General features: G+C 62.3%; 18 protein-coding genes. 6 read left to right on the forward strand and 12 right to left on the reverse strand.

The annotated features are described in order from the left end of the window. Positions 1 to 94 precede the first annotated feature (94 nt). Positions 95 to 1189, reverse strand: a complete 1095-nt coding sequence (gene ychF / locus B0G76_RS00870) for a redox-regulated ATPase YchF (RefSeq protein WP_120289329.1) — start codon at positions 1187 to 1189, stop codon at positions 95 to 97. A 262-nt stretch (positions 1190 to 1451) separates the two neighbouring features. Here ychF and B0G76_RS00875 point away from each other — a divergent pair, with 262 nt between their 5' ends. The 4 genes from B0G76_RS00875 (at position 1452) to B0G76_RS00890 (ending at position 6112) form a co-directional block, all read left to right on the forward strand. Then, complete coding sequence (locus B0G76_RS00875) at positions 1452 to 2624, forward strand: UbiH/UbiF family hydroxylase (RefSeq protein WP_120289331.1); 1173 nt, start codon at positions 1452 to 1454, stop codon at positions 2622 to 2624. A 123-nt stretch (positions 2625 to 2747) separates the two neighbouring features. Further along, the gene (locus B0G76_RS00880; RefSeq protein ID WP_120296122.1) at positions 2748 to 3473 is read left to right on the forward strand and encodes a DsbC family protein; all 726 of its coding nucleotides are present in this window, start codon (positions 2748 to 2750) and stop codon (positions 3471 to 3473) included. Between the two features lie 96 nt (positions 3474 to 3569). Further along, entirely contained in the window at positions 3570 to 5366 is a 1797-nt protein-coding gene (locus B0G76_RS00885) for a M61 family metallopeptidase (protein WP_120289333.1), read from the forward strand. Positions 5367 to 5515: 149 nt separating this feature from the next. Then, entirely contained in the window at positions 5516 to 6112 is a 597-nt protein-coding gene (locus B0G76_RS00890) for an FMN-dependent NADH-azoreductase (RefSeq protein ID WP_120296123.1), read from the forward strand. 105 nt (positions 6113 to 6217) lie between these two features. On the opposite strand, the gene B0G76_RS00895 is transcribed toward B0G76_RS00890, so the two are convergent. The 8 genes from B0G76_RS00895 to rpe form a co-directional block, all read right to left on the reverse strand. Then, positions 6218 to 7054: a uracil-DNA glycosylase gene (locus B0G76_RS00895; protein WP_120289335.1), complete on the reverse strand. Its 837-nt coding sequence runs from the start codon at positions 7052 to 7054 to the stop codon at positions 6218 to 6220. A 214-nt stretch (positions 7055 to 7268) separates the two neighbouring features. Next, complete coding sequence (locus B0G76_RS00900) at positions 7269 to 7895, reverse strand: CYTH domain-containing protein (RefSeq protein ID WP_120289337.1); 627 nt, start codon at positions 7893 to 7895, stop codon at positions 7269 to 7271. Between the two features lie 39 nt (positions 7896 to 7934). Further along, the gene (gene trpC / locus B0G76_RS00905; RefSeq protein WP_120289339.1) at positions 7935 to 8720 is read right to left on the reverse strand and encodes an indole-3-glycerol phosphate synthase TrpC; all 786 of its coding nucleotides are present in this window, start codon (positions 8718 to 8720) and stop codon (positions 7935 to 7937) included. A gap of 18 nt (positions 8721 to 8738) precedes the next feature. Next, the gene (gene trpD, locus B0G76_RS00910; protein ID WP_120289341.1) at positions 8739 to 9770 is read right to left on the reverse strand and encodes an anthranilate phosphoribosyltransferase; all 1032 of its coding nucleotides are present in this window, start codon (positions 9768 to 9770) and stop codon (positions 8739 to 8741) included. 17 nt (positions 9771 to 9787) lie between these two features. Beyond that, positions 9788 to 10381: an aminodeoxychorismate/anthranilate synthase component II gene (locus tag B0G76_RS00915; protein WP_120289343.1), complete on the reverse strand. Its 594-nt coding sequence runs from the start codon at positions 10379 to 10381 to the stop codon at positions 9788 to 9790. 13 nt (positions 10382 to 10394) lie between these two features. Continuing rightward, positions 10395 to 11888 carry an anthranilate synthase component I gene (gene trpE / locus B0G76_RS00920; RefSeq protein WP_120289345.1) on the reverse strand — a complete coding sequence of 498 codons (1494 nt, stop codon included), beginning with the start codon at positions 11886 to 11888 and terminating at the stop codon, positions 10395 to 10397. A gap of 370 nt (positions 11889 to 12258) precedes the next feature. Then, positions 12259 to 12975, reverse strand: coding sequence for a phosphoglycolate phosphatase (locus B0G76_RS00925; protein WP_120289347.1), 717 nt, complete (start codon positions 12973 to 12975; stop codon positions 12259 to 12261). Between the two features lie 37 nt (positions 12976 to 13012). Then, positions 13013 to 13696 (reverse strand): ribulose-phosphate 3-epimerase, encoded by a 684-nt coding sequence (gene rpe, locus B0G76_RS00930; protein ID WP_120289349.1) that lies wholly within the window; start codon positions 13694 to 13696, stop codon positions 13013 to 13015. A 275-nt stretch (positions 13697 to 13971) separates the two neighbouring features. On the opposite strand from rpe, the gene apaG reads away from it, so the two are divergent. Then, positions 13972 to 14346, forward strand: coding sequence for a Co2+/Mg2+ efflux protein ApaG (gene apaG / locus B0G76_RS00935; RefSeq protein ID WP_120289351.1), 375 nt, complete (start codon positions 13972 to 13974; stop codon positions 14344 to 14346). A 236-nt stretch (positions 14347 to 14582) separates the two neighbouring features. Next, on the forward strand, positions 14583 to 15707 hold the full coding sequence (locus tag B0G76_RS00940; RefSeq protein ID WP_120296124.1) for a murein transglycosylase A: 1125 nt from the start codon (positions 14583 to 14585) through the stop codon (positions 15705 to 15707). 286 nt (positions 15708 to 15993) lie between these two features. Here B0G76_RS00940 and paaK read toward each other — a convergent pair whose 3' ends face one another. From paaK to paaG, 3 genes are all read right to left on the reverse strand, one after another. Beyond that, positions 15994 to 17298, reverse strand: a complete 1305-nt coding sequence (paaK, locus tag B0G76_RS00945) for a phenylacetate--CoA ligase PaaK (protein WP_120289353.1) — start codon at positions 17296 to 17298, stop codon at positions 15994 to 15996. A gap of 162 nt (positions 17299 to 17460) precedes the next feature. Then, positions 17461 to 17922 carry a hydroxyphenylacetyl-CoA thioesterase PaaI gene (gene paaI / locus B0G76_RS00950; RefSeq protein ID WP_120289355.1) on the reverse strand — a complete coding sequence of 154 codons (462 nt, stop codon included), beginning with the start codon at positions 17920 to 17922 and terminating at the stop codon, positions 17461 to 17463. A gap of 1 nt (position 17923) precedes the next feature. After that, positions 17924 to 18715 carry a 2-(1,2-epoxy-1,2-dihydrophenyl)acetyl-CoA isomerase PaaG gene (gene paaG, locus B0G76_RS00955; protein WP_120289357.1) on the reverse strand — a complete coding sequence of 264 codons (792 nt, stop codon included), beginning with the start codon at positions 18713 to 18715 and terminating at the stop codon, positions 17924 to 17926. Positions 18716 to 18732 lie beyond the last annotated feature (17 nt).

The following is an 18732-nucleotide window of genomic DNA, read 5'->3' on the forward strand; positions in this document are numbered from 1 at the left end:
AGCGGGCTTTTGAGGGGGGAGTGGGCGGCGTTTAATGTTCGTCTGGCGTTCTGCCAATTGCCGCCCCGCGCCGAGGCCAAGCCTCAGTCGTTGATTACACGTTAAACAGGAAATTCATCACGTCGCCGTCGTGCACGACGTATTCCTTGCCTTCTGCGCGCATCTTGCCGGCTTCCTTCGCGCCTTGTTCACCCTTGTAGGTGATGAAGTCGTTGAAGGCGATGGTCTGCGCGCGAATGAAGCCGCGCTCGAAGTCAGTGTGGATCGCACCCGCTGCTTGCGGTGCTGTATCGCCAACGTGGATCGTCCAAGCGCGCACTTCCTTCACGCCTGCCGTGAAGTACGTTTGCAGGCCCAGCAACTTGAAACCCGCGCGAATCACGCGGTTCAGGCCGGGCTCGTGCATACCCATGTCGGCGAGGAACACTTCCATGTCCGCTTCGTCGAGGTCAGCGATTTCCGCTTCGATCGCCGCGCACACGGCGACCACCGGTGCGCCTTCGGCTGCGGCGAACTTCGCGACTGCGTCCAGATGCGGGTTGTTCTCGAAACCGTCGTCCTTCACGTTGGCGACGTACATGGTCGGCTTGGCGGTGATCAGGCAGAACGGCTTGAGCGTGGCCTTTTCCTCATCCGACAGGTCGAGCGCGCGGACCGGCTTGGCCTGGTCGAGCTGCGCACGCACTTTTTCCAGAACTGCGGCGTTCTTGATGGCTTCCTTGTCGTTACCCGACTTGGCAGCCTTCGAATAGCGCGACAGCGCCTTTTCGACGGTCGCGAGGTCGGCCAGCGCCAGTTCGGTGTTGATCACTTCAATATCCGACAGCGGATCGACCTTGTTCGCGACGTGAATCACGTTGTCATCTTCGAAGCAGCGCACTACGTGCGTGATCGCATCGGTTTCGCGGATGTTCGCGAGAAACTGGTTGCCCAGACCTTCGCCCTTGCTCGCACCGGCCACGAGGCCGGCGATGTCGACGAATTCCACCACGGCCGGCAGGATGCGCTCCGGCTTGACGATTTCCGCGAGCGCCTTCAGACGCGCGTCCGGCACTTCGACGATGCCGACGTTCGGCTCGATCGTGCAGAACGGATAGTTTTCGGCGGCGATGCCCGCCTTGGTCAGCGCATTGAACAGGGTGGACTTGCCGACGTTAGGCAGGCCGACGATGCCGCATTTGAGGCTCATGGAAATCCTTCAGTGAATCGGTAAGTTGCGTGATGCGCTCGACGCTGTGTGCAGGATTCGAAATGCCTTCGCGTTTGGCGTGGCGGAGGAAGCGCAGCGGAGCGGGACAAGACACCAGATCGGGGCGTTGCCTCGACGATTCTGGGCGAGTTTTGTCACGGAAAGCGCAATTGTAACCCGTTCGGATCGGGTTCTTGATCTGCCTGCGGTAAAGCTGGCGGCTCGATCCGTCCCCCGCAACCCCCGCGGCTATAATGCGCGGATGAACGCACACCACCAGACCTTTGATGCCGCCGTGATCGGCGGCGGGCTCGTCGGCAAGACCGCGGCGCTGGCGCTGACGCAAGGCGGACTGCGCGTGGCGCAGCTCGCGCAACCCTGCGCGGCGCTGCCGCCGGGCGCCACCTTCGACTCGCGGGTCTATGCGCTGTCGTCGAGTTCGCAGGCTCTGCTGGAGCGATTGCGGGTCTGGCAGGCGCTCGATCTCTCGAAGCTCGGGCCTGTCTACGACATGCGCGTCTACGGCGACGCGCATGCCGAACTCCATTTTTCCGCGTTTCAGGCATCCGTGCCGCAACTGGCTTGGATCGTCGAGTCATCGGTGATCGAGCGCGCGCTGGATGCCGCGCTGCGTTTCCAGCCGAATCTCACCTGGATCGACGCGCGCGCGCAGGCGCTCGACTTGGCCGCAGACGGCGCGAGCGTCGGCCTTGCCAACGGCAATGTGCTCGAGGCCGATCTGGTGGTCGGTGCGGACGGCGCGCATTCGTGGGTGCGCGCGCAGATCGGCTCGAAAATGATCCGGCGCGACTACAAGCAAACCGGTGTGGTCGCGAACTTCAAGGCCGAAAGGCCGCACGGCGAAACCGCTTATCAATGGTTCAAGGACGGCGAAATCATCGCGTTGCTTCCCATGCCGGACGGCCACGTGTCGCTGGTCTGGTCGGCGCGCACTGAGCACGCCGAGCAACTGCTCGCGCTCGACCCGGCGCAACTTGCTGCCGAAGTCGAACGCGTGACGGGCGAGCAGTTCGGCGCCTTGGAATGCGTGACGCCCGCGCAAGGCTTCCCGCTGGCGCTGCAAACGGTCGACAAGCTGGTCGCGCCGCGTGTCGCGCTGGTCGGCGATGCCGCGCATCTGATTCACCCACTGGCGGGCCAGGGCATGAACCTCGGTTTGCGCGACGTCGCGGCGCTCGCCGAGACGGTCGCCGGCAAGGAAGCGTTCCGCGATCTCGGCGACATGGTGCTGCTGCGCCGCTACGAGCGCGCCCGCCGCGAAGACATCCGCGCGCTGATGATCGCCACCGACGGCCTGCAAAAGCTCTTCTCGGCGCCCGGTCCGTTCGCCAAGGTATTGCGCAATACCGGTATGGCATTTGTCGGGGCGCAGCCGTTCATCAAGCGCTGGCTGGTGTCGGCCGCGCTGGGGTAAAGCGCCCGGGCCCACATACCCGACCGGCGAGACGGGTATCATGAGCGGACGGACGCCATTCCGGTCAGACCGGAAACGTCCCTAAAACGCGCAATGCGCGCGATTGAACTCCAGGAATTCAGCATGAAAAAATCCTTCCGCATCGCAGCCGCCGCGCTCGCGATCGTTGCCGTGACGATCGGCTGCTCCGCGCAGGCCGATCAAGCCACCGACAAGCTCAAAGCCACGCTGCAAACGCGTCTGACCGACGTGACGATCAAGAGCGTGACGAAGTCGCCGATCGCCGGCCTCTACGAAGTGAATCTCGGCACGCAGATCATCTATAGCGATGCGAACGGCGACTACCTCATGCTCGGCGACATGGTCGACGCGAAGACGCGCAAGAATCTGACCGAAGCGCGCCTGTCGGAGACCAATCGCATCGACTTCGCGAGCCTGCCGTTCGCGAACGCGGTGAAGGTCGTGAAGGGTAACGGCGCGCGGAAGATCGCGGTGTTCTCCGATCCGAACTGCCCGTACTGCAAGCAGCTCGAAACCTCGCTCAAGTCGATCGATAACGTAACCGTCTACACCTTCCTGTACCCGGTGCTGTCGCCGGATTCGACCGCCAAGTCGAAGTCGATCTGGTGCTCGACCGACCGCGCGAAGGCATGGGAATCGTGGATGCAGGATCATCAGGCGCCCACCGCCGCCGGCACCTGCGACACCGCCGCGATCGACAAGAACCTGGCCCTCGGCCACGCGATGAGCGTCGACGGCACGCCGACCGTGTTCCTCGCCGACGGCCGCCGCCTGCCCGGCGCCGTGTCGGCAGACCGGCTGGACAAGGAAATGTCTGCCGTGCACTGAGCACGCGGCACAAGTCGAAGAAAGGAGGCGCGAAGTGCGCCTCCTTTCACATCAAGCTCCGAACCTCCCCGCTACACACCTCCTATTCGCCCGCCGATGAAGCCGATCCGCTACACCATCGTTCCCAAGCAACCCGCCGCCCATCTGTTCGAAGTCACTGTGACCGTCACCGATCCCGATCCGGCCGGCCAACGTTTCATGCTGCCGGTGTGGATTCCGGGCAGCTACATGGTGCGCGAATTTGCCCGCAACATCGTCACGCTGCGCGGCACCAATGAGGCGGGGCGGAAGGTGCGCGTCGAAAAAAACGACAAGCACACGTGGCAGGCAGCGCCCGTCAAAGGTCCGCTGACGCTGCGCTACGAGGTGTATGCATGGGATCTGTCGGTGCGCGCCGCGCATCTCGACGATACGACGGGCTTTTTCAATGGCACGAGCGTGTTCCTGGTGGCGCTCGGTCATGAGGAAGCGCAGTGCGTGGTCGATATCCAGAAGCCGGACGGCGCGGCGTATCGCAACTGGCGGGTCGCGACCGCGCTGCCGGAGGCGCGCGGCACGAAGCGCTATGGCTTTGGCGAGTATCGCGCGCAGAACTACGATGAGCTGATCGATCACCCGGTTACGTTGGGTGAGTTCGCGCTGGAGACGTTCAAGGCGCACGGCGTATCGCACGATATCGTGATCGCGGGGCGCGTGATCGGCCTCGATATGGCGCGTCTGTCCGCCGATCTGAAGCGTATCTGCGAAGCGCAGATCGCCTTGTTCGAGCCGGAGTCGAAGAAGGCGCCCATGGATCGCTACGTGTTCATGACGCAGGCCGTCGCCGATGGTTATGGCGGATTGGAACACCGCGCCTCGACGGCGCTGATCTGCAATCGCGGCGACCTGCCGGTGGAAGGCCGCGACGCGCTCACCGAGGGCTACCGAACCTACCTCGGCCTGTGCAGCCACGAATACTTCCACACCTGGAACGTGAAGCGCATCAAGCCGGCCGTGTTTGCGCCGTACGATCTGAGCGTCGAAAACTACACGCCGCTGCTGTGGCTGTTTGAAGGCTTCACGTCTTACTACGACGATCTGATCCTCGTGCGCAGCGGCCTGATCTCGCAAGAAGACTATCTCGGCATGCTCGGCAAGGTGATTGGCGGCGTGCTGCGCGGCAGTGGGCGCCTGAAGCAGACGGTGGCCGAAAGCTCGTTCGACGCCTGGGTCAAATACTATCGGCAGGACGAAAACGCGCCGAACGCGATCGTCAGCTATTACACCAAGGGCTCGCTCGTCGCGCTCGCCTTCGATCTGACCATCCGCACGCAGACCAGTAACCGCAAATCGCTCGACGACGTGATGCGCCTCCTGTGGAAGCGGTTTGGGCGCGACTTCTATCGCGGCAAGCCCGTCGGCGTCGAAGAAAGCGAGATCGAGGCGATTTTTGCCGAAGCGACGGGTGTGCAACTGGGCGAATTGTTCGCCGAAGCCGTGTACGGCACCCGCGATCTGCCCCTCGAGACGCTCCTCGCACCATTTGGCGTTACGCTCGCGCCGGAATTGGAAAAGCACGGCAAACCGTCGCTCGGCGCGCGCGTGCGCGGCGGTGCGGATTGCACACTGGCGGCGATTCACGAAGGCAGCGCGGCACAAAAAGCCGGCCTTTCGGCGGGCGACGTGCTGATCGCGCTCGACGGCCTGCGCGTGACCGGCTCGAATCTTGATTCGCTGTTGTCGCGCTATCTGCCGGGCGCAAAAGTCGAAGTCCACGCCTTCCGCCGCGACGAACTGCGTACCGCGCAAGTCAAGCTGGACGGGCCTGAGGCGTCGCGCTACAAGCTCGCCGTGAGCGACAAGCGGCCTGCTGCCCGCAAGGCGCGGGAGCGCTGGCTGGCAAGCTTATTGTAAGCATCGGCGAGATGAATCGATGGTTCAAAGCGAGGCGATTGTTCTACCAGTGCAACAATCCTTCGCTGCCGGACGGCTTTTTCCCGAGGCGGTAAAAAAACACAATGGCTCCACTCGCGCAAAACTGCGCGCCCCTACTGGAGTCAACCATGACCACGATCCTGCAAATCAACTCGGCAGCCCGCTCGCAAGGCGCGAACTCGACGCTTCTCGTCAACGAGCTCACCGCCAAGCTGCAACAATCGAATCCGGGCGCGCAAGTCGTCGTCCGTAACCTGCAAGCTGAACCGCTGCCGCACCTGGACGACGCCATCCTCGGCGCGTTCTTTACGCCGGCTGACCAGCGCACGCCGGAACAAGCTGCGATCGCTGCACGCAGCGAAGCGCTGATCGCCGAACTGCAAGCCGCCGACGTCATCGTGATCGGCGCACCGATGTACAACTTCGGTATCTCGTCGCAACTGAAGACGTACTTCGACTTCATCGCACGTGCCGGTATTACGTTCCAGTACACGGCGAACGGCCCGGAAGGTCTCGTGAAGGGTAAGAAGGTGTTCGTGGTTTCGGCTCGTGGCGGCAAGTATGCGGGCACCCCGAACGACAGCCAGACGCCGTATCTGAAGAGCTTCCTGGGCTTCCTCGGCATGACCGACGTGAACTTCATCTACGCTGAAGGCCTGAACATGGGCCCGGACGCTGCTTCCGCTGCATTGGCTGGCGCGCGTGAAGCGATCGCTGCTGCGTAAGGGTTGAGGTTTGTCTCGTGCTGCGTGGTCGCGGCGCGATGGAATGAAAAAACGCCACGGAATGTGAGTTCCGTGGCGTTTTTGTTTTTGCGCGCAGTGGGGGCCTTAGGCCAGCATCTGCGCTTCGTCGGGCAAGCGCCAGTCGATCGGTTCGCGGCCGTGCTTCACGAGATATTCGTTTGCCGACGCAAAGTGTCCGCAGCCGAGAAAGCCGCGATGCGCCGACAGTGGCGACGGATGCGGGGCCTCCAGCACGTAATGCGACTTGCCGCCGAGCAGCGCGCGCTTGGCTTGCGCGTGTGCGCCCCACAGCATGAACACGAGACTGTCATGGCGCATGGCCAGTTCGTGAATCAAGGTGTCGGTGCATTTCTCCCAGCCGCGTTTCGCGTGACTCGCGGCCGAATCGCGCGCGACGGTCAGCACCGTGTTCAACAGCAGCACGCCCTGTTTGGCCCAGGTGTCGAGACAACCGTGACGTGGCGGCTCGTGGCCGAGGCTCGCGGCGATCTCCTTGAAGATATTGCGCAGCGACGGTGGCGTGCGTACGTTCGGCGCGACTGAAAACGCCAGTCCGTGCGCTTGCGGCGTGCCACGGTCTTCGCCGTGATACGGGTCCTGGCCGAGGATCACGACTTTGACTTCGTCGGGGCTGGTGAGGCGCAGGGCTCGAAAGACGTCGGCGGGATAGATCGTTTTGCCGGCCGCGCGCTCACCGTCGACGAAACGGCACAACGGCGCGTAGGCGTCGCTTTCGATGAACGGTGCGAGGTGGGCGCGCCAGGCCGGAGGCAGGGCGGTGAACTGGGCTTCGAGCGTTGGCGGCGCGTCGGCAGCGGACAACGGCGGCTGCGTGGTCGTTCCGCTGGCCGGCATGGCGGTGGCGTCGCTGAACAACGAGGCTTGCGACGAATTGGAGCGGGTGCGGGAAGCTGAGGTCATGGCGCAGAAGTGTCGCAGCAAACGTGGACTAGCTCAAGTTTGTGCCGCGCGAAGACCACGCATTGTGCTGGCGTGCAACGGGCGGCAGCGCTGGCGGTACTGCAATTCGGCTTTAGCGCGTGGCGCAATCGGTGACACAACTGCGGCGAGGCCCAAACGCGGAAACGAACGAGGCGACACACACCCGTTGCTGCGCGCGTCGCACGCCGCGGACCTAGCCCGCGCGCAATTGATAGCCGCGCTGAGCTTTGCTGATGTTGTCCGGTGCCAGTCCAGCTACCTGCTTGCCCAGTTCTCTCGCCAGCGTACTGAGCGCGGCTTCGTCACCGGACTTCAATTCAAGCTCCACTTCGCAAATCGGCGCGCGGCGGATTTCGCCGTTCACCTCCGCGATGACGTTGCCCTGATCGATCGCGGCTTCGACTTTCGAGCCGTCCAGATCGATATGCCACAGCGTGCGGGTGAAATTCGTGCGGAACAATTCGATCAGATCTGGCGCCGCCTGACGCAGTGCTTCAGCCGCCGTTGGCTCGTCACACTCACGCAGCAAAGCGTCGATTTCCAGCTTTTCACCCACCACCGGCATTTCCCACTCATGCCGGCTGTGCAAACCATCCTTGGCGTTGCCTACCGTCTTGAAGGTTTGCAGCCACCCGTCCGGCGTGTGCCGCAGGCGCAGCGCGCTTTTCGAAGTAGCGAGCGCCAGCGTCGGCGTATCGAAGTAAATATTCGCCAGCTCGATCGGGCGACCCTCGTTGCCCGTGCGCGCGACGAACCACTGTGTCGCCGGACTCACCTGGCTCACCGGCAGCGCCAGCTTGATTTCACGTTCCATGCCCATGACCTGCTCCGCTACGTAGCCTGCGTGTTGAACCCGCGCTTAGAAAAACATCCGCGCAAGTTCCACACCCGGCTCTTCCGCGCGCATGAACGCCTCGCCGACGAGGAACGTATGCACGTCCATCGCCCGCAGACGTTCGACATCGACGCGTGACAGAATGCCCGACTCCGTGACCACAATGCGGTCGTCAGGAATCGATTCGAGCATGCCGATGGTCGTCTCGATCGACGTTTCGAAGGTACGCAGATTGCGGTTGTTGATACCGATCAGCGGCGTCTTCAGCGTGAGCGCTTCCTTCAGCTCATTGCTGTCGTGCACCTCGACCAGCACCGCGAGGCCCAGCGAATGCGCGAGCGCTTCCAGGTCCTGCATCTGGGAGGTTTCCAGCGCGGCAGCGATCAGCAGAATCGCGTCCGCACCCATCGCGCGGGCTTCGACGATCTGGTACGGATCGACGATGAAATCTTTGCGCAGCACGGGCAGATTGCAAGCGGCGCGCGCCTGTTCGAGATACGCCACGCTGCCCTGGAAGAATTGCACGTCGGTGAGGACGGACAAGCAGGCCGCACCGTGCTTTTCATACGAACGCGCAATTTCGGCCGGCACGAAATGTTCGCGCAGCACGCCTTTCGACGGGCTCGCCTTTTTCACCTCGGTGATCACCGCGGGAAGACCGGCCGTGTGTTTCGCGCGCAATGCACCGACGAAATCGCGAATGTCGCGCGACGAAGCTTCGAGGCGCAGTTCTTCGAGCGGCGCGCTTTGTTCGGCCACGCGGACTTCTTCGCGTTTGACCGCGATGATGCGGTCGAGGATGTCACTCATGAGTATCTCGCTACGTAGTTACTGCTTGAATTGCTGGGTGAAGCGGATCAGTTCGTCGACCTTCGCGCGCGCCTTGCCGCTCGCGATCGCTTCGCGCGCCAACTGGATGCCGTCGGCAATCGACGCCGCCACGTTCGCCGAATAGAGGGCCGTGCCCGCGTTCAGCGTGACGATTTCACGCGCGACACCCGGCTTGTTGTCGAGCGCTTCGAGCAGCATCAGTTTGGACTCGGCCGCGTCGGCCACTTTCAGCGTGCGGTTCGACACCATCTGCATGCCGAAGTCTTCCGGATGGATTTCGTATTCGTGCACCTCGCCGTCGCGCAACTCGCCGACTTGCGTGGCTGCGCCGAGCGAGACCTCGTCCATGCCGTCCATGCCGTACACCACCAGCACGTGCTTCGCGCCGAGTCGCTGCATCACGCGCACCTGAATGCCGACGAGGTCGGCGTGAAACACGCCCATCAGCTGATTCGGGGCACCGGCTGGATTGGTCAACGGCCCGAGAATGTTGAAGATGGTTCGCACGCCGAGTTCGCGGCGCACCGGCGCGATGTTTTTCATCGCCGGATGATGGTTCGGCGCGAACATGAAGCCCATGCCGGTTTCCGCAATCGAGGCCGCTACCTGTTCCGGCTGCAGATCGATATTCACGCCGAGCGCTTCGAGCACGTCCGCGCTGCCCGACTTGCTCGACACGCCGCGATTGCCGTGTTTCGCGACCTTGGCGCCGGCAGCGGCCGAAACGAACATCGTCGCCGTGGAAATATTGAAGGTGTGCGAGCCGTCGCCGCCGGTGCCGACGATATCGACGAAGTTCGAGTTGTCCTGCACCTCGACGTGCCGGGCAAATTCACGCATCACCGTAGCGGCAGCGGTGATTTCGCCGATGGTCTCTTTTTTGACGCGCAAGCCGGTGATGATCGCCGCCGACATCACGGGTGACAGTTCGCCGCGCATAATGAGCCGCATCAGATGCAGCATTTCGTCGTGGAAAATTTCGCGGTGCTCGATCGTGCGTTGCAGCGCTTCCTGGGGCGTAATCGACATGATTTCGTCTCTCCTGATCAAGCGTTGCGGTGGGCTGTTGCGAGCTTCGACTGCTTCACGAAGTTTTCGAGCAGCGCGTGGCCGTGTTCGGACAGGATCGATTCCGGATGGAACTGCACGCCTTCTACCGCCAGTTCCTTGTGACGCACGCCCATGATTTCGCCGTCTTCGGTCCATGCGGACACTTCGAGACAGTCAGGCAGCGATTCGCGTTCGATCGCGAGCGAGTGATAACGCGTCACGACGAAATGCTTCGGGAGGTCGGCGAACACGCCTTTGCAGTCGGTTTCGATCGTACTCACCTTGCCGTGCATGATGGTTTGCGCGCGCACCACGCGGCCGCCGAATGCTTCACCGATCGCCTGATGGCCGAGGCAGACGCCGAGAATCGGCGTTTTGCCGGCGAACTCGCGCAGCACGTCGAGCGTGATACCGGCGTGTTGCGGGTTGCTCGGACCGGGCGACAGGCAAATACGCTCCGGGTTGAGTTTCGCAATTTCTTCCAGCGTGATTTCGTCGTTCCGATAGGTGCGCACGTCTTCGCCGAGTTCGCCGAAGTACTGCACCAGGTTGTAGGTGAACGAGTCGTAGTTGTCGATCATTAGCAGCATGGTATATCTCCGGTCAGAAGTCGCTATCGAGGCCGTCTTGAACCTGCTCGGCGGCGCGCAGCACGGCGCGCGCCTTGTTCTCGGTCTCTTGCCATTCGGATTCCGGCACCGAATCCGCGACTACGCCCGCTGCCGCCTGCACATACAGATTGCCGTTTGCGATCACGCCGGTGCGGATCGTGATGGCCAGATCCATTTCGCCGGTGAACGACAGATAGCCGACGGCGCCGCCATAGAGGCCGCGTTTCACCGGTTCCAGTTCGTCGATCAATTCCATCGCACGCACTTTCGGCGCGCCGGACAGCGTGCCGGCCGGGAAGGTGGCGCGCAGCACGTCGAAATTGGTGGTGCCGGGCTTCAGCTTGCCTTCGACCGAACTCACGATGTGCTGCACGTGCGAATACTTCTCGATGACCATCTTGTCCGTGACGACCACCGAGCCAATCTGGGCGATGCGGCCCACGTCGTTACGCGCGAGGTCGATCAGCATGACGTGTTCGGCGATTTCCTTCGGATCGTTCAGCAGTTCGGTGGCGAGCTCGGCGTCGCGTTCGGGCGTATTGCCGCGCGGTCGCGTGCCGGCGAGCGGCCGGATCGTCACGATGCGATCTTCGCCGCGCTTTTCCTGGCGCACCAAAATTTCCGGCGACGCGCCGACCACGTGGAAGTCGCCGAAGTTGTAGTAGTACATGTACGGCGACGGATTCAATGAGCGCAGCGCGCGATACAGCGAGAGCGGATTGTCGCGGTAAGGCTTGATCAGACGCTGGCCGACCTGCACCTGCATCAACTCGCCGGCGGCGATGTATTCCTTCGCTTTGCGCACGGCGGCCAGATAATCGTCTTTGGCGAACTCGCGATAGGTCTCGGTGCGAACGCTGGCGGACGTGACCGGCGGCTGCACGGTCGAGCGCAAACGCTGGCGCAATTCACGCAGACGCTGTTTGGCTTTTGTATACGCTTCGGGTTGCGTCGGATCCGAGTACACCACGAGGTAGAGCTTGCCCGCGAGGTTGTCGATCACCGCGACTTCTTCGGTGAGCAGCAGCTGAATGTCCGGCAGGTTCAGGTCGTCTTGCGGCGCGGTGTGCGCGAGTTTTTTCTCGATGTAGCGCACCGCGTCATAGCCGAAGTAGCCCGCCAGGCCGCCCGCGAAACGCGGCAGGCCGGGGCGCTGCGCCACTTTGAAGCGGCCCTGGAATTGCTGGATGAATTCGAGCGGATCGCCTTCGTGCGTTTCGACGACCTGGCCGTCCCTCACCACCTCCGACACGCCGTTGCGGGTGCGCAGCAACGTGCGCGCCGGCAAGCCAATGAACGAATAGCGGCCGAAGCGTTCGCCGCCCACCACCGATTCCAGCAGGAACGAGTTGGCGCCGTTGCGTTCAGGCTGAGCAAGCTTCAGGTACAGCGAGAGCGGCGTTTCGAGGTCGGCGAGCGCTTCGGCGATCAGCGGAATGCGATTGAAACCCTCGTTGGAGAGGGACTGGAATTCGAGTTCGGTCATGTTCCGATCCTGTACGTACGTCAGACGGCACTATGCGTCGGACAAAGCGGGGCGCGGCGCGCCCGGTCAGGCGTTCGTTCGATGTGACGACACGATGATACCGACCGGCGCGAGTTTCCCATCGACGCATGCAAGGGGTTTCAGCGCACAGATGTACTTTGCGGGTACACGAGGGCCAAATCAACCAGTGCAGCGAAACAAGGTGATGGAAAAAACGCGTGAGCGCAGCGAAGTAAAAAACGGTTGCCGAAGACGAGCTTCAGCGTACCTCAGGCGAGGTTAGCGCGACCAGCGACGCCAGGGCCAGGCTCCCCGGTCGATGCTAATCAGACTCCGTTTTTTATTCAGAAACATGAGGATGAGGGACTTTTCAGGTCGTGGAATGGTGCGCTGCGATAGCCTTGGCGGCATCGAGCAGCGAGGCAACTATACCATCGGATTTTATTTCTTGTATAGCTCGGCCGTGGTTGTAGCCGTACGGCAGGGTCAGCGTTGCCATGCCCGCAGCGCGGCCTGCCAGCGCATCGTTTTCCGAATCGCCGATGGCGACCGTGGCTTGCGGCTCGACGCCTAGCTGCGCCGCGGCGGCGAGCATCGGCAGCGGATCCGGTTTCTTTTTCGGCAGGCTGTCGCCACCGAGCACGACGCTGAAATACTGGCTGAGCCTGTATTGCTCCAGCAATTCGACAGCGAAACGGTGCGGCTTGTTGGTCACGCAGGCGAGTTTGAGGCCGGCATCGCGCATGGCGCCGAGGCCGGCTTCGACCTCGGGATAGAGCCGCGTGTGCACGCCGTTGATCTTGGCGTACTCCTCCTGATAGATCGCGAGCGCCTCGTCGAAACGGTCCTGTGCGTGGTCTGTTTCGAAGCGCTGAGCCAGCACACTGCGAATCAGATTCTCCGAGCCCTTGCCGATGTAGCCGACCACTTCCTCGCGCGAGGTTTCTGTCGCGTCGAGTTGCGCAAGCATGCCGTTTAGGCCGGCGGTGAAATCGTCTGCGGTATCGATCATCGTGCCATCGAGGTCGATGATCGCGGCTTGCAGGCGCGGGCCGGTGAAGGTCGGGGCAGGGAACGAAGTCGTCATTTTGTGCGTGGGGTCTCAGCGATCGATCGGGGCTCGATCAGTGCTCGATGTTGGCGAGTGCGGCGCGCATCTTGTCGATCACCACTTTGTGATCCGGCGCGCCGAAGATCGCCGAGCCTGCCACGAACGTGTCCGCGCCAGCCGCTGCGATTTCGGCGATGTTGTCGACCTTCACGCCGCCGTCCACTTCGAGATGAATCTCGCGACCGGTTTTTTCCGTGTAGGCATCGATCCGCTTACGCGCTTCGCGCAGTTTGACGAGCGCCTCAGGAATGAACGATTGACCGCCGAAGCCCGGATTCACCGACATGATCAGCACCAGGTCGACCTTATCCATCACATAGTCCAGATGGTTCAGCGACGTGGCCGGGTTGAACACGAGACCGGCTTTACAACCGTGGTCGCGAATCAGCGACAGCGTGCGGTCGATATGGTCCGAGCCTTCCGGGTGAAAGCTGATCAGATTCGCGCCGGCCTTGGCGAAGTCCGGCACGATCCGGTCGACCGGGCGCACCATCAGATGCACGTCGATCGGCACGTCGACGTGCGGGCGGATCGCTTCGCAGACGAGCGGGCCGATTGTCAGGTTCGGCACGTAATGGTTGTCCATCACGTCGAAGTGAATCCAGTCGGCGCCGGCGGCGACAACGTTGCGGACTTCTTCGCCGAGGCGCGAGAAATCGGCGGACAGAATGCTGGGGGCGATGCGGAATTGCGTCATGGCGGGGGCGGGTGCGAGCGGGAAATCGCCATTTTACCGTTTTGTGCGCGGCTGAAGCGTCTCGCGGGCGGGTTGATGCCTGCACCAGAAGCGCGCGGCAAAAGTGACAAAACGCCTTAGCGGCCCTTGGCCAGAGGGATTTGTCCGGTTGCGGGCGTGCCGCGCATCAAGCAGAATGCCAAACCATAAGCGCCGCAGTGCCAATGCGCCTGCAAACCATTGGCGTTCGGGGCTTTCCGCGATTTTTTAGCCCGTTTCATCAGACCGGAATCAGGATGAGCCAGTACGAATTCAGCGTCTCGGCGCAGGTGCAGTTTCTGCCCGAAGAGTCGGACCCGGAGCGCCGCCAGTATGCGTTTGCATACACGCTGACTATCCGTAACAGCGGCCTCGTGCCGGCGCAGCTGATTGCGCGTCACTGGGTCATTACCGACAGCGACAGCAACGTGCAGGAAGTCAAAGGCCTGGGCGTGGTCGGGCATCAGCCCCTGCTCAAACCGGGCGAGCACTTTGAATATACGAGTTGGGCGGTGATCGCCACGCCCGTCGGCACCATGCGCGGGGAGTATTTCTGCGTGGCGGAGGACGGCGAGCGCTTCGACGCACCGGTTCCCGAGTTCATTCTGCGTATGCCGCGTACTTTGCATTGAACCGAGGGCGCGGCTCGCGGTCTTTAAGAAGCTTTACGGCGCAGCGTTACTGGGATTTTTGCTGCTTTTGCTGTTTATTGCTGGCGGCGCGCGCGGCCTTTTTCTTGCCGGACGACGTCCATACAACGATAAAGACGAGCAGGAAGAGCGCGAGGAGCGATTCCAGCGCGAAGATGAGCATCGGGTATTCGTCGAACAGATCAGACATGGCGGTTTCCATCAAGAACGAACATTGTATGCGGTTTGTCCGCACGGCCGGAGCATGGCTTGGGGCGCTTTCGGTTGCGGTGATGCAGGCTTCCTGCGGCGGCGGCGGCGCAGTTCGGCCTTCGGTTTCTCCGCCAACGGGTGCCGCGATCATACCCGGGCAGATCGCCGTGACGCGGCTCACCGCGGTAGCCTGGCAGCAGGTGCCGGGGTGGCAGGACGATTCGCTGATCGGCGCAACGGCAGCGTTGCGGCAAAACTGCCTGAGGCTTGCGCGTCAACCTAACTGGGCTCGCGCATGCGCGGCGGCCTCTCAGATCGACGATCTCGACGTTACCAGTGCGCGGGCGTTTTTCGAGGCGTACTTCACGCCGTTCCAGTTAGCCAATAACGACGGCACGCTCGACGGCCTCGTCACCGGCTACTACGAGCCATTGCTGCGCGGTTCGCGCACGCAGCACGGCGTGTATCAAACGGCGCTGTACCGCTGGCCCTCCGGTTATCGCGCAGGTGCGCCGCTGCCGGCGCGTGCGCAACTCGAGCGTGCGGGCGTGCTCAACGGCAATGAACTCGTGTGGGTCGACGATCCGATCGAAGCCTTCTTCCTGCAGGTGCAGGGATCGGGGCGCGTTGTGATGGAAGATGGCAGCGTGATGCGGGTCGGATTTGGCGGCACGAACAATCAGCCGTACAAGTCGATTGGGCGGTGGCTGCTCGATCGCGGCGAACTGACACCGGCCCAGGCGACCATGCAGGGCATCAAGGCGTGGGCGCGCGCGAACCCTACACGGGTTGCCGCGTTGCTCGATACGAATCCGCGCTTCGTGTTCTTTCGCGAGATGCCGTCGGGTGAGAGCGAGCCGAGTGGCGGGGCCGATGGTCCGATCGGTGCGCTAGGTGTGCCGTTGACGCCGGAGCGGTCGATCGCCGTGGATCCGACCTCGATTCCGCTGGGTACGCCGGTGTTCTTGCAGACTACGCGCCCGTTGACGAACTCACCGATGAATCGCCTCGTCTTTGCGCAGGACACCGGTTCTGCGATCAAAGGCGGCGTGCGCGCGGACTACTTCTGGGGTCTTGGCGACGATGCTGGCGATCTGGCCGGCAAGATGAAGCAGGGCGGCCGGATGTGGTTGTTGTTGCCGAATTCGTGAGGTTTTGGCGGGCGGCAGCGGGTTTTCTCGTTCCTGGTTCCTGGTTCCTGGTTGAAAACCGTTGCGTGGCTAGTTTTCCCCGCATGTGGCTTCAGCTAGCGGCGCAGCTTCCAGATACAGACTTTGCCGCTGGCGTTGGCTCTCTCCGTTTTACGTTGGCGCGCCACCTGCTGTGCTTTGCCTGCCGCACGGTTAGCCCCGATTCACGGACTTCATATTTGATAACGGGGCTGACGCTGATCAGCTCCGTTATCAAGCATCAACCTCCGACGCATCCGCGTACCGCTTAGAGCCCCGACTTCCGCTTGTCCACCACCCGCCGTGCTTTGCCCACCGAGCGCTCGATCCCGTTGACAGCCAGCACGTTCACCACTGCGCTCACGCCGATCAGCGCCTTGATCTCATAGGTCAACGCCTGCTTCGCCGTGGTCAGCGCAGCAGTATCGGGCGCTGACTCCGGGCAGGGCTCGACGTTCAACGTCAGTACGTCGAGCGGGCCTTCCTTGGTTAGCACGATCTGATAGTGAGGCGCGAGGGCGTGCTGCTTGAGCAGCAATTCTTCGATCTGCGTCGGGAATACATTGACGCCGCGCACGATCATCATGTCGTCGGAACGGCCCGTGATTTTTTCCATCCGGCGCATGGTGCGTGCACTGCCTGGCAAGAGGCGCGTCAGATCGCGCGTTCGGTAACGGACGATCGGCAGCGCTTCCTTGGTCAACGATGTGAATACCAGTTCACCGAGCTCGCCGTCCGGCAGCACTTCGCCGGTTTCGGGGTCGATGATCTCGGGGTAGAAATGGTCTTCCCAGATAGTCGGGCCATCTTTCGTCTCGACGCATTCCGACGCAACGCCAGGCCCCATCACTTCAGATAGACCGTAGATATCGACAGCGTCGATGCCCATGCGCTTTTCGATCGCCTGGCGCATGTCGTTCGTCCACGGCTCCGCGCCGAAAATGCCGATGCGCAGCGAGCAATTCGCCGGATCGATGCCTTGCCGTTCGAGCTCGTCGGCGATCGACAACATATAGCTCGGCGTCACCATGATGATGTCGGGCCGGAAGTCCTGAATCAGTTGCACCTGCTTTTCAGTCTGACCACCGCCGAACGGGATCACCGTCAGCCCCGCGCGCTCGGCGCCGTAATGCGCGCCCAGGCCACCTGTGAACAAGCCGTAGCCATAGCTCACATGAACCTTGTCGCCGCGCTTCGCGCCTGCGGCACGGATCGAACGTGCGACAAGATTCGCCCACGTATCGATATCGCGCGCCGTGTAGCCGACGACCGTCGGCTTACCCGTCGTCCCGGACGACGCGTGGATCCGCGAAATCTGTTCCTGCGGCACCGCGAACATACCAAACGGGTAGTTGTCGCGCAGATCCTTCTTGGTGGTGAAGGGAAAGCGCGCCAGGTCCGCGAGGGTCTTCACTTCGCTCGGATGGACGCCGGCTTCATCGAATTTTTGTCGATAGACCGGCGAATTCTCGTACGCGTGGTTCAGCGACCATTTGAGCCGTTCGAGTTGGAGCGCGGCGAGTTCGTCGCGGCTGGCTGTCTCGATGGGATCGAGCGGGAGGGCGGTGGTCATCGAATGTCTCCTTACTGCCTCAATGCTTGGGGTCTGGGATGCGGTGCGCTTGCGCGCGAAAACCGGGGACTCGTTGCTATCTATGGATGCGCTGCCAATGTGTCGCGGATGCGCCTCGACTCTGCTGCGATTCTGGCGCGACTCTGCTGTTCAATCTGCTATTCAATCGCCCGCAGGAATCAGGTTGCCTTTGATCTGTGCAGATTTGCCGCGAAACATAGCCACGGTCTCCTCTGCGCGATTCGTGACGCGAATGTCGTAAATACCCGTGCGGCCGCTCAGCGTTTGCTCGACTGCTTCGGCGGTCAATACGTCGCCGCCTTTTACCGGCCGCAGGAATTCGATCGAGCAGCCGGCTGCAACGGTGTTGATGTTGTACGTGTTGCAGGCGAAAGCGAATGTCGAATCAGCGAGCGTGAAAATCAGGCCGCCGTGGCAAATCTGATGACCGTTCAGGAAGTCGTCGCGCACGGCCATGCGCAGGCGCGCGTACCCTGGGCGCACTTCCACGATTTCGAGGCCGAGCGCGCGGCTGCACGCGTCGTTTTCGTACATGGCGGCCGCGGTTGCGCGAGCGAGTTCGTCGGGGGTCATTTGGGCCGGATGGTTCGGTTGTGCGGACATATCAGCGACCCTCGAAGCGCGGCGCGCGTTTTTCCACGAATGCTTGCACGCCTTCCGCGTAATCGTGGGAAGCGCCGAGTTCGCGTTGCAGATCGCGTTCGAGATCGAGCTGCTGATCCAGGGTCTGCGTCATGCCCGCACGCATCGCCTGTTTGATCGCGGCGATGGCGCGCGTGGGTTGCTGCGCCAGATGTGCAGCGAGCTTGCTTGCCGTGGTGGCCAGTTCGGTGTCATCAACCGTTTGCCAGATCAGGCCCCAGCTTTCGGCTTTCTCCGCGCTCAGTTTGTCCCCGGTGATGGCGAGACCCAATGCGCGCGCCATGCCGACGCGTTGCGGCAGGAACCACGTGCCGCCCGAGTCCGGCACGAGACCAATCTTCACGAATGCCTGGATGAAACCGGCCGAACGAGCGGCAAGCACGAGATCGCAAGCCAGTGCGAGATTGGCGCCGGCACCGGCGGCCGTGCCGTTGACCGCGGCAATCACGGGCAGCGGCAGTGCTTGCAGACGGCGAATTAGCGGATTGAAATGCGCATCGATCAGTTCGCCCAGATCGGTCATCGCGCCTGGCGTGAAGTCGAGATCCGCGAGATCCTGTCCGGCACAGAAGCCGCGGCCCGCACCGGTCAGCACGAGCGCACGGGCGTTGGATGTCTCGACATGGTCGAGAGCGGCGCTCAATTCCTGGTGCATCGCGCGCGTAAAGCTGTTGAGCTTGTCAGGGCGGTTCAGCGTGATGGTCGCTACACGACTCGACGTATCGATGTCGAGGCGAATCGCTTCATATGACATTGGGTGTCTCCTCAAAG

The sequence above is a fragment of the Paraburkholderia sp. BL23I1N1 genome (assembly GCF_003610295.1).
Taxonomy (GTDB): Bacteria; Pseudomonadota; Gammaproteobacteria; order Burkholderiales; family Burkholderiaceae; genus Paraburkholderia.

Bases quoted from the DNA above. Each gene is read 5' to 3' on its own strand.
- B0G76_RS00885 (WP_120289333.1), top strand. From the start codon at position 3,570: ATGAAGCCGATCCGCTACACCATCGTTCCCAAGCAACCCGCCGCCCAT.
- rpe (WP_120289349.1), bottom strand. From the start codon at position 13,696: ATGACGCAATTCCGCATCGCCCCCAGCATTCTGTCCGCCGATTTCTCG.
- paaG (WP_120289357.1), bottom strand. From the start codon at position 18,715: ATGTCATATGAAGCGATTCGCCTCGACATCGATACGTCGAGTCGTGTA.
- ychF (WP_120289329.1), bottom strand. From the start codon at position 1,189: ATGAGCCTCAAATGCGGCATCGTCGGCCTGCCTAACGTCGGCAAGTCC.
- B0G76_RS00895 (WP_120289335.1), bottom strand. From the start codon at position 7,054: ATGACCTCAGCTTCCCGCACCCGCTCCAATTCGTCGCAAGCCTCGTTG.
- B0G76_RS00900 (WP_120289337.1), bottom strand. From the start codon at position 7,895: ATGGGCATGGAACGTGAAATCAAGCTGGCGCTGCCGGTGAGCCAGGTG.
- apaG (WP_120289351.1), top strand. From the start codon at position 13,972: ATGAGCCAGTACGAATTCAGCGTCTCGGCGCAGGTGCAGTTTCTGCCC.
- B0G76_RS00940 (WP_120296124.1), top strand. From the start codon at position 14,583: ATGCGGTTTGTCCGCACGGCCGGAGCATGGCTTGGGGCGCTTTCGGTT.
- paaK (WP_120289353.1), bottom strand. From the start codon at position 17,298: ATGACCACCGCCCTCCCGCTCGATCCCATCGAGACAGCCAGCCGCGAC.
- B0G76_RS00880 (WP_120296122.1), top strand. From the start codon at position 2,748: ATGAAAAAATCCTTCCGCATCGCAGCCGCCGCGCTCGCGATCGTTGCC.
- paaI (WP_120289355.1), bottom strand. From the start codon at position 17,922: ATGTCCGCACAACCGAACCATCCGGCCCAAATGACCCCCGACGAACTC.
- B0G76_RS00890 (WP_120296123.1), top strand. From the start codon at position 5,516: ATGACCACGATCCTGCAAATCAACTCGGCAGCCCGCTCGCAAGGCGCG.
- B0G76_RS00915 (WP_120289343.1), bottom strand. From the start codon at position 10,381: ATGCTGCTAATGATCGACAACTACGACTCGTTCACCTACAACCTGGTG.
- trpE (WP_120289345.1), bottom strand. From the start codon at position 11,888: ATGACCGAACTCGAATTCCAGTCCCTCTCCAACGAGGGTTTCAATCGC.
- B0G76_RS00925 (WP_120289347.1), bottom strand. From the start codon at position 12,975: ATGACGACTTCGTTCCCTGCCCCGACCTTCACCGGCCCGCGCCTGCAA.
- trpD (WP_120289341.1), bottom strand. From the start codon at position 9,770: ATGTCGATTACGCCCCAGGAAGCGCTGCAACGCACGATCGAGCACCGC.
- B0G76_RS00875 (WP_120289331.1), top strand. From the start codon at position 1,452: ATGAACGCACACCACCAGACCTTTGATGCCGCCGTGATCGGCGGCGGG.
- trpC (WP_120289339.1), bottom strand. From the start codon at position 8,720: ATGAGTGACATCCTCGACCGCATCATCGCGGTCAAACGCGAAGAAGTC.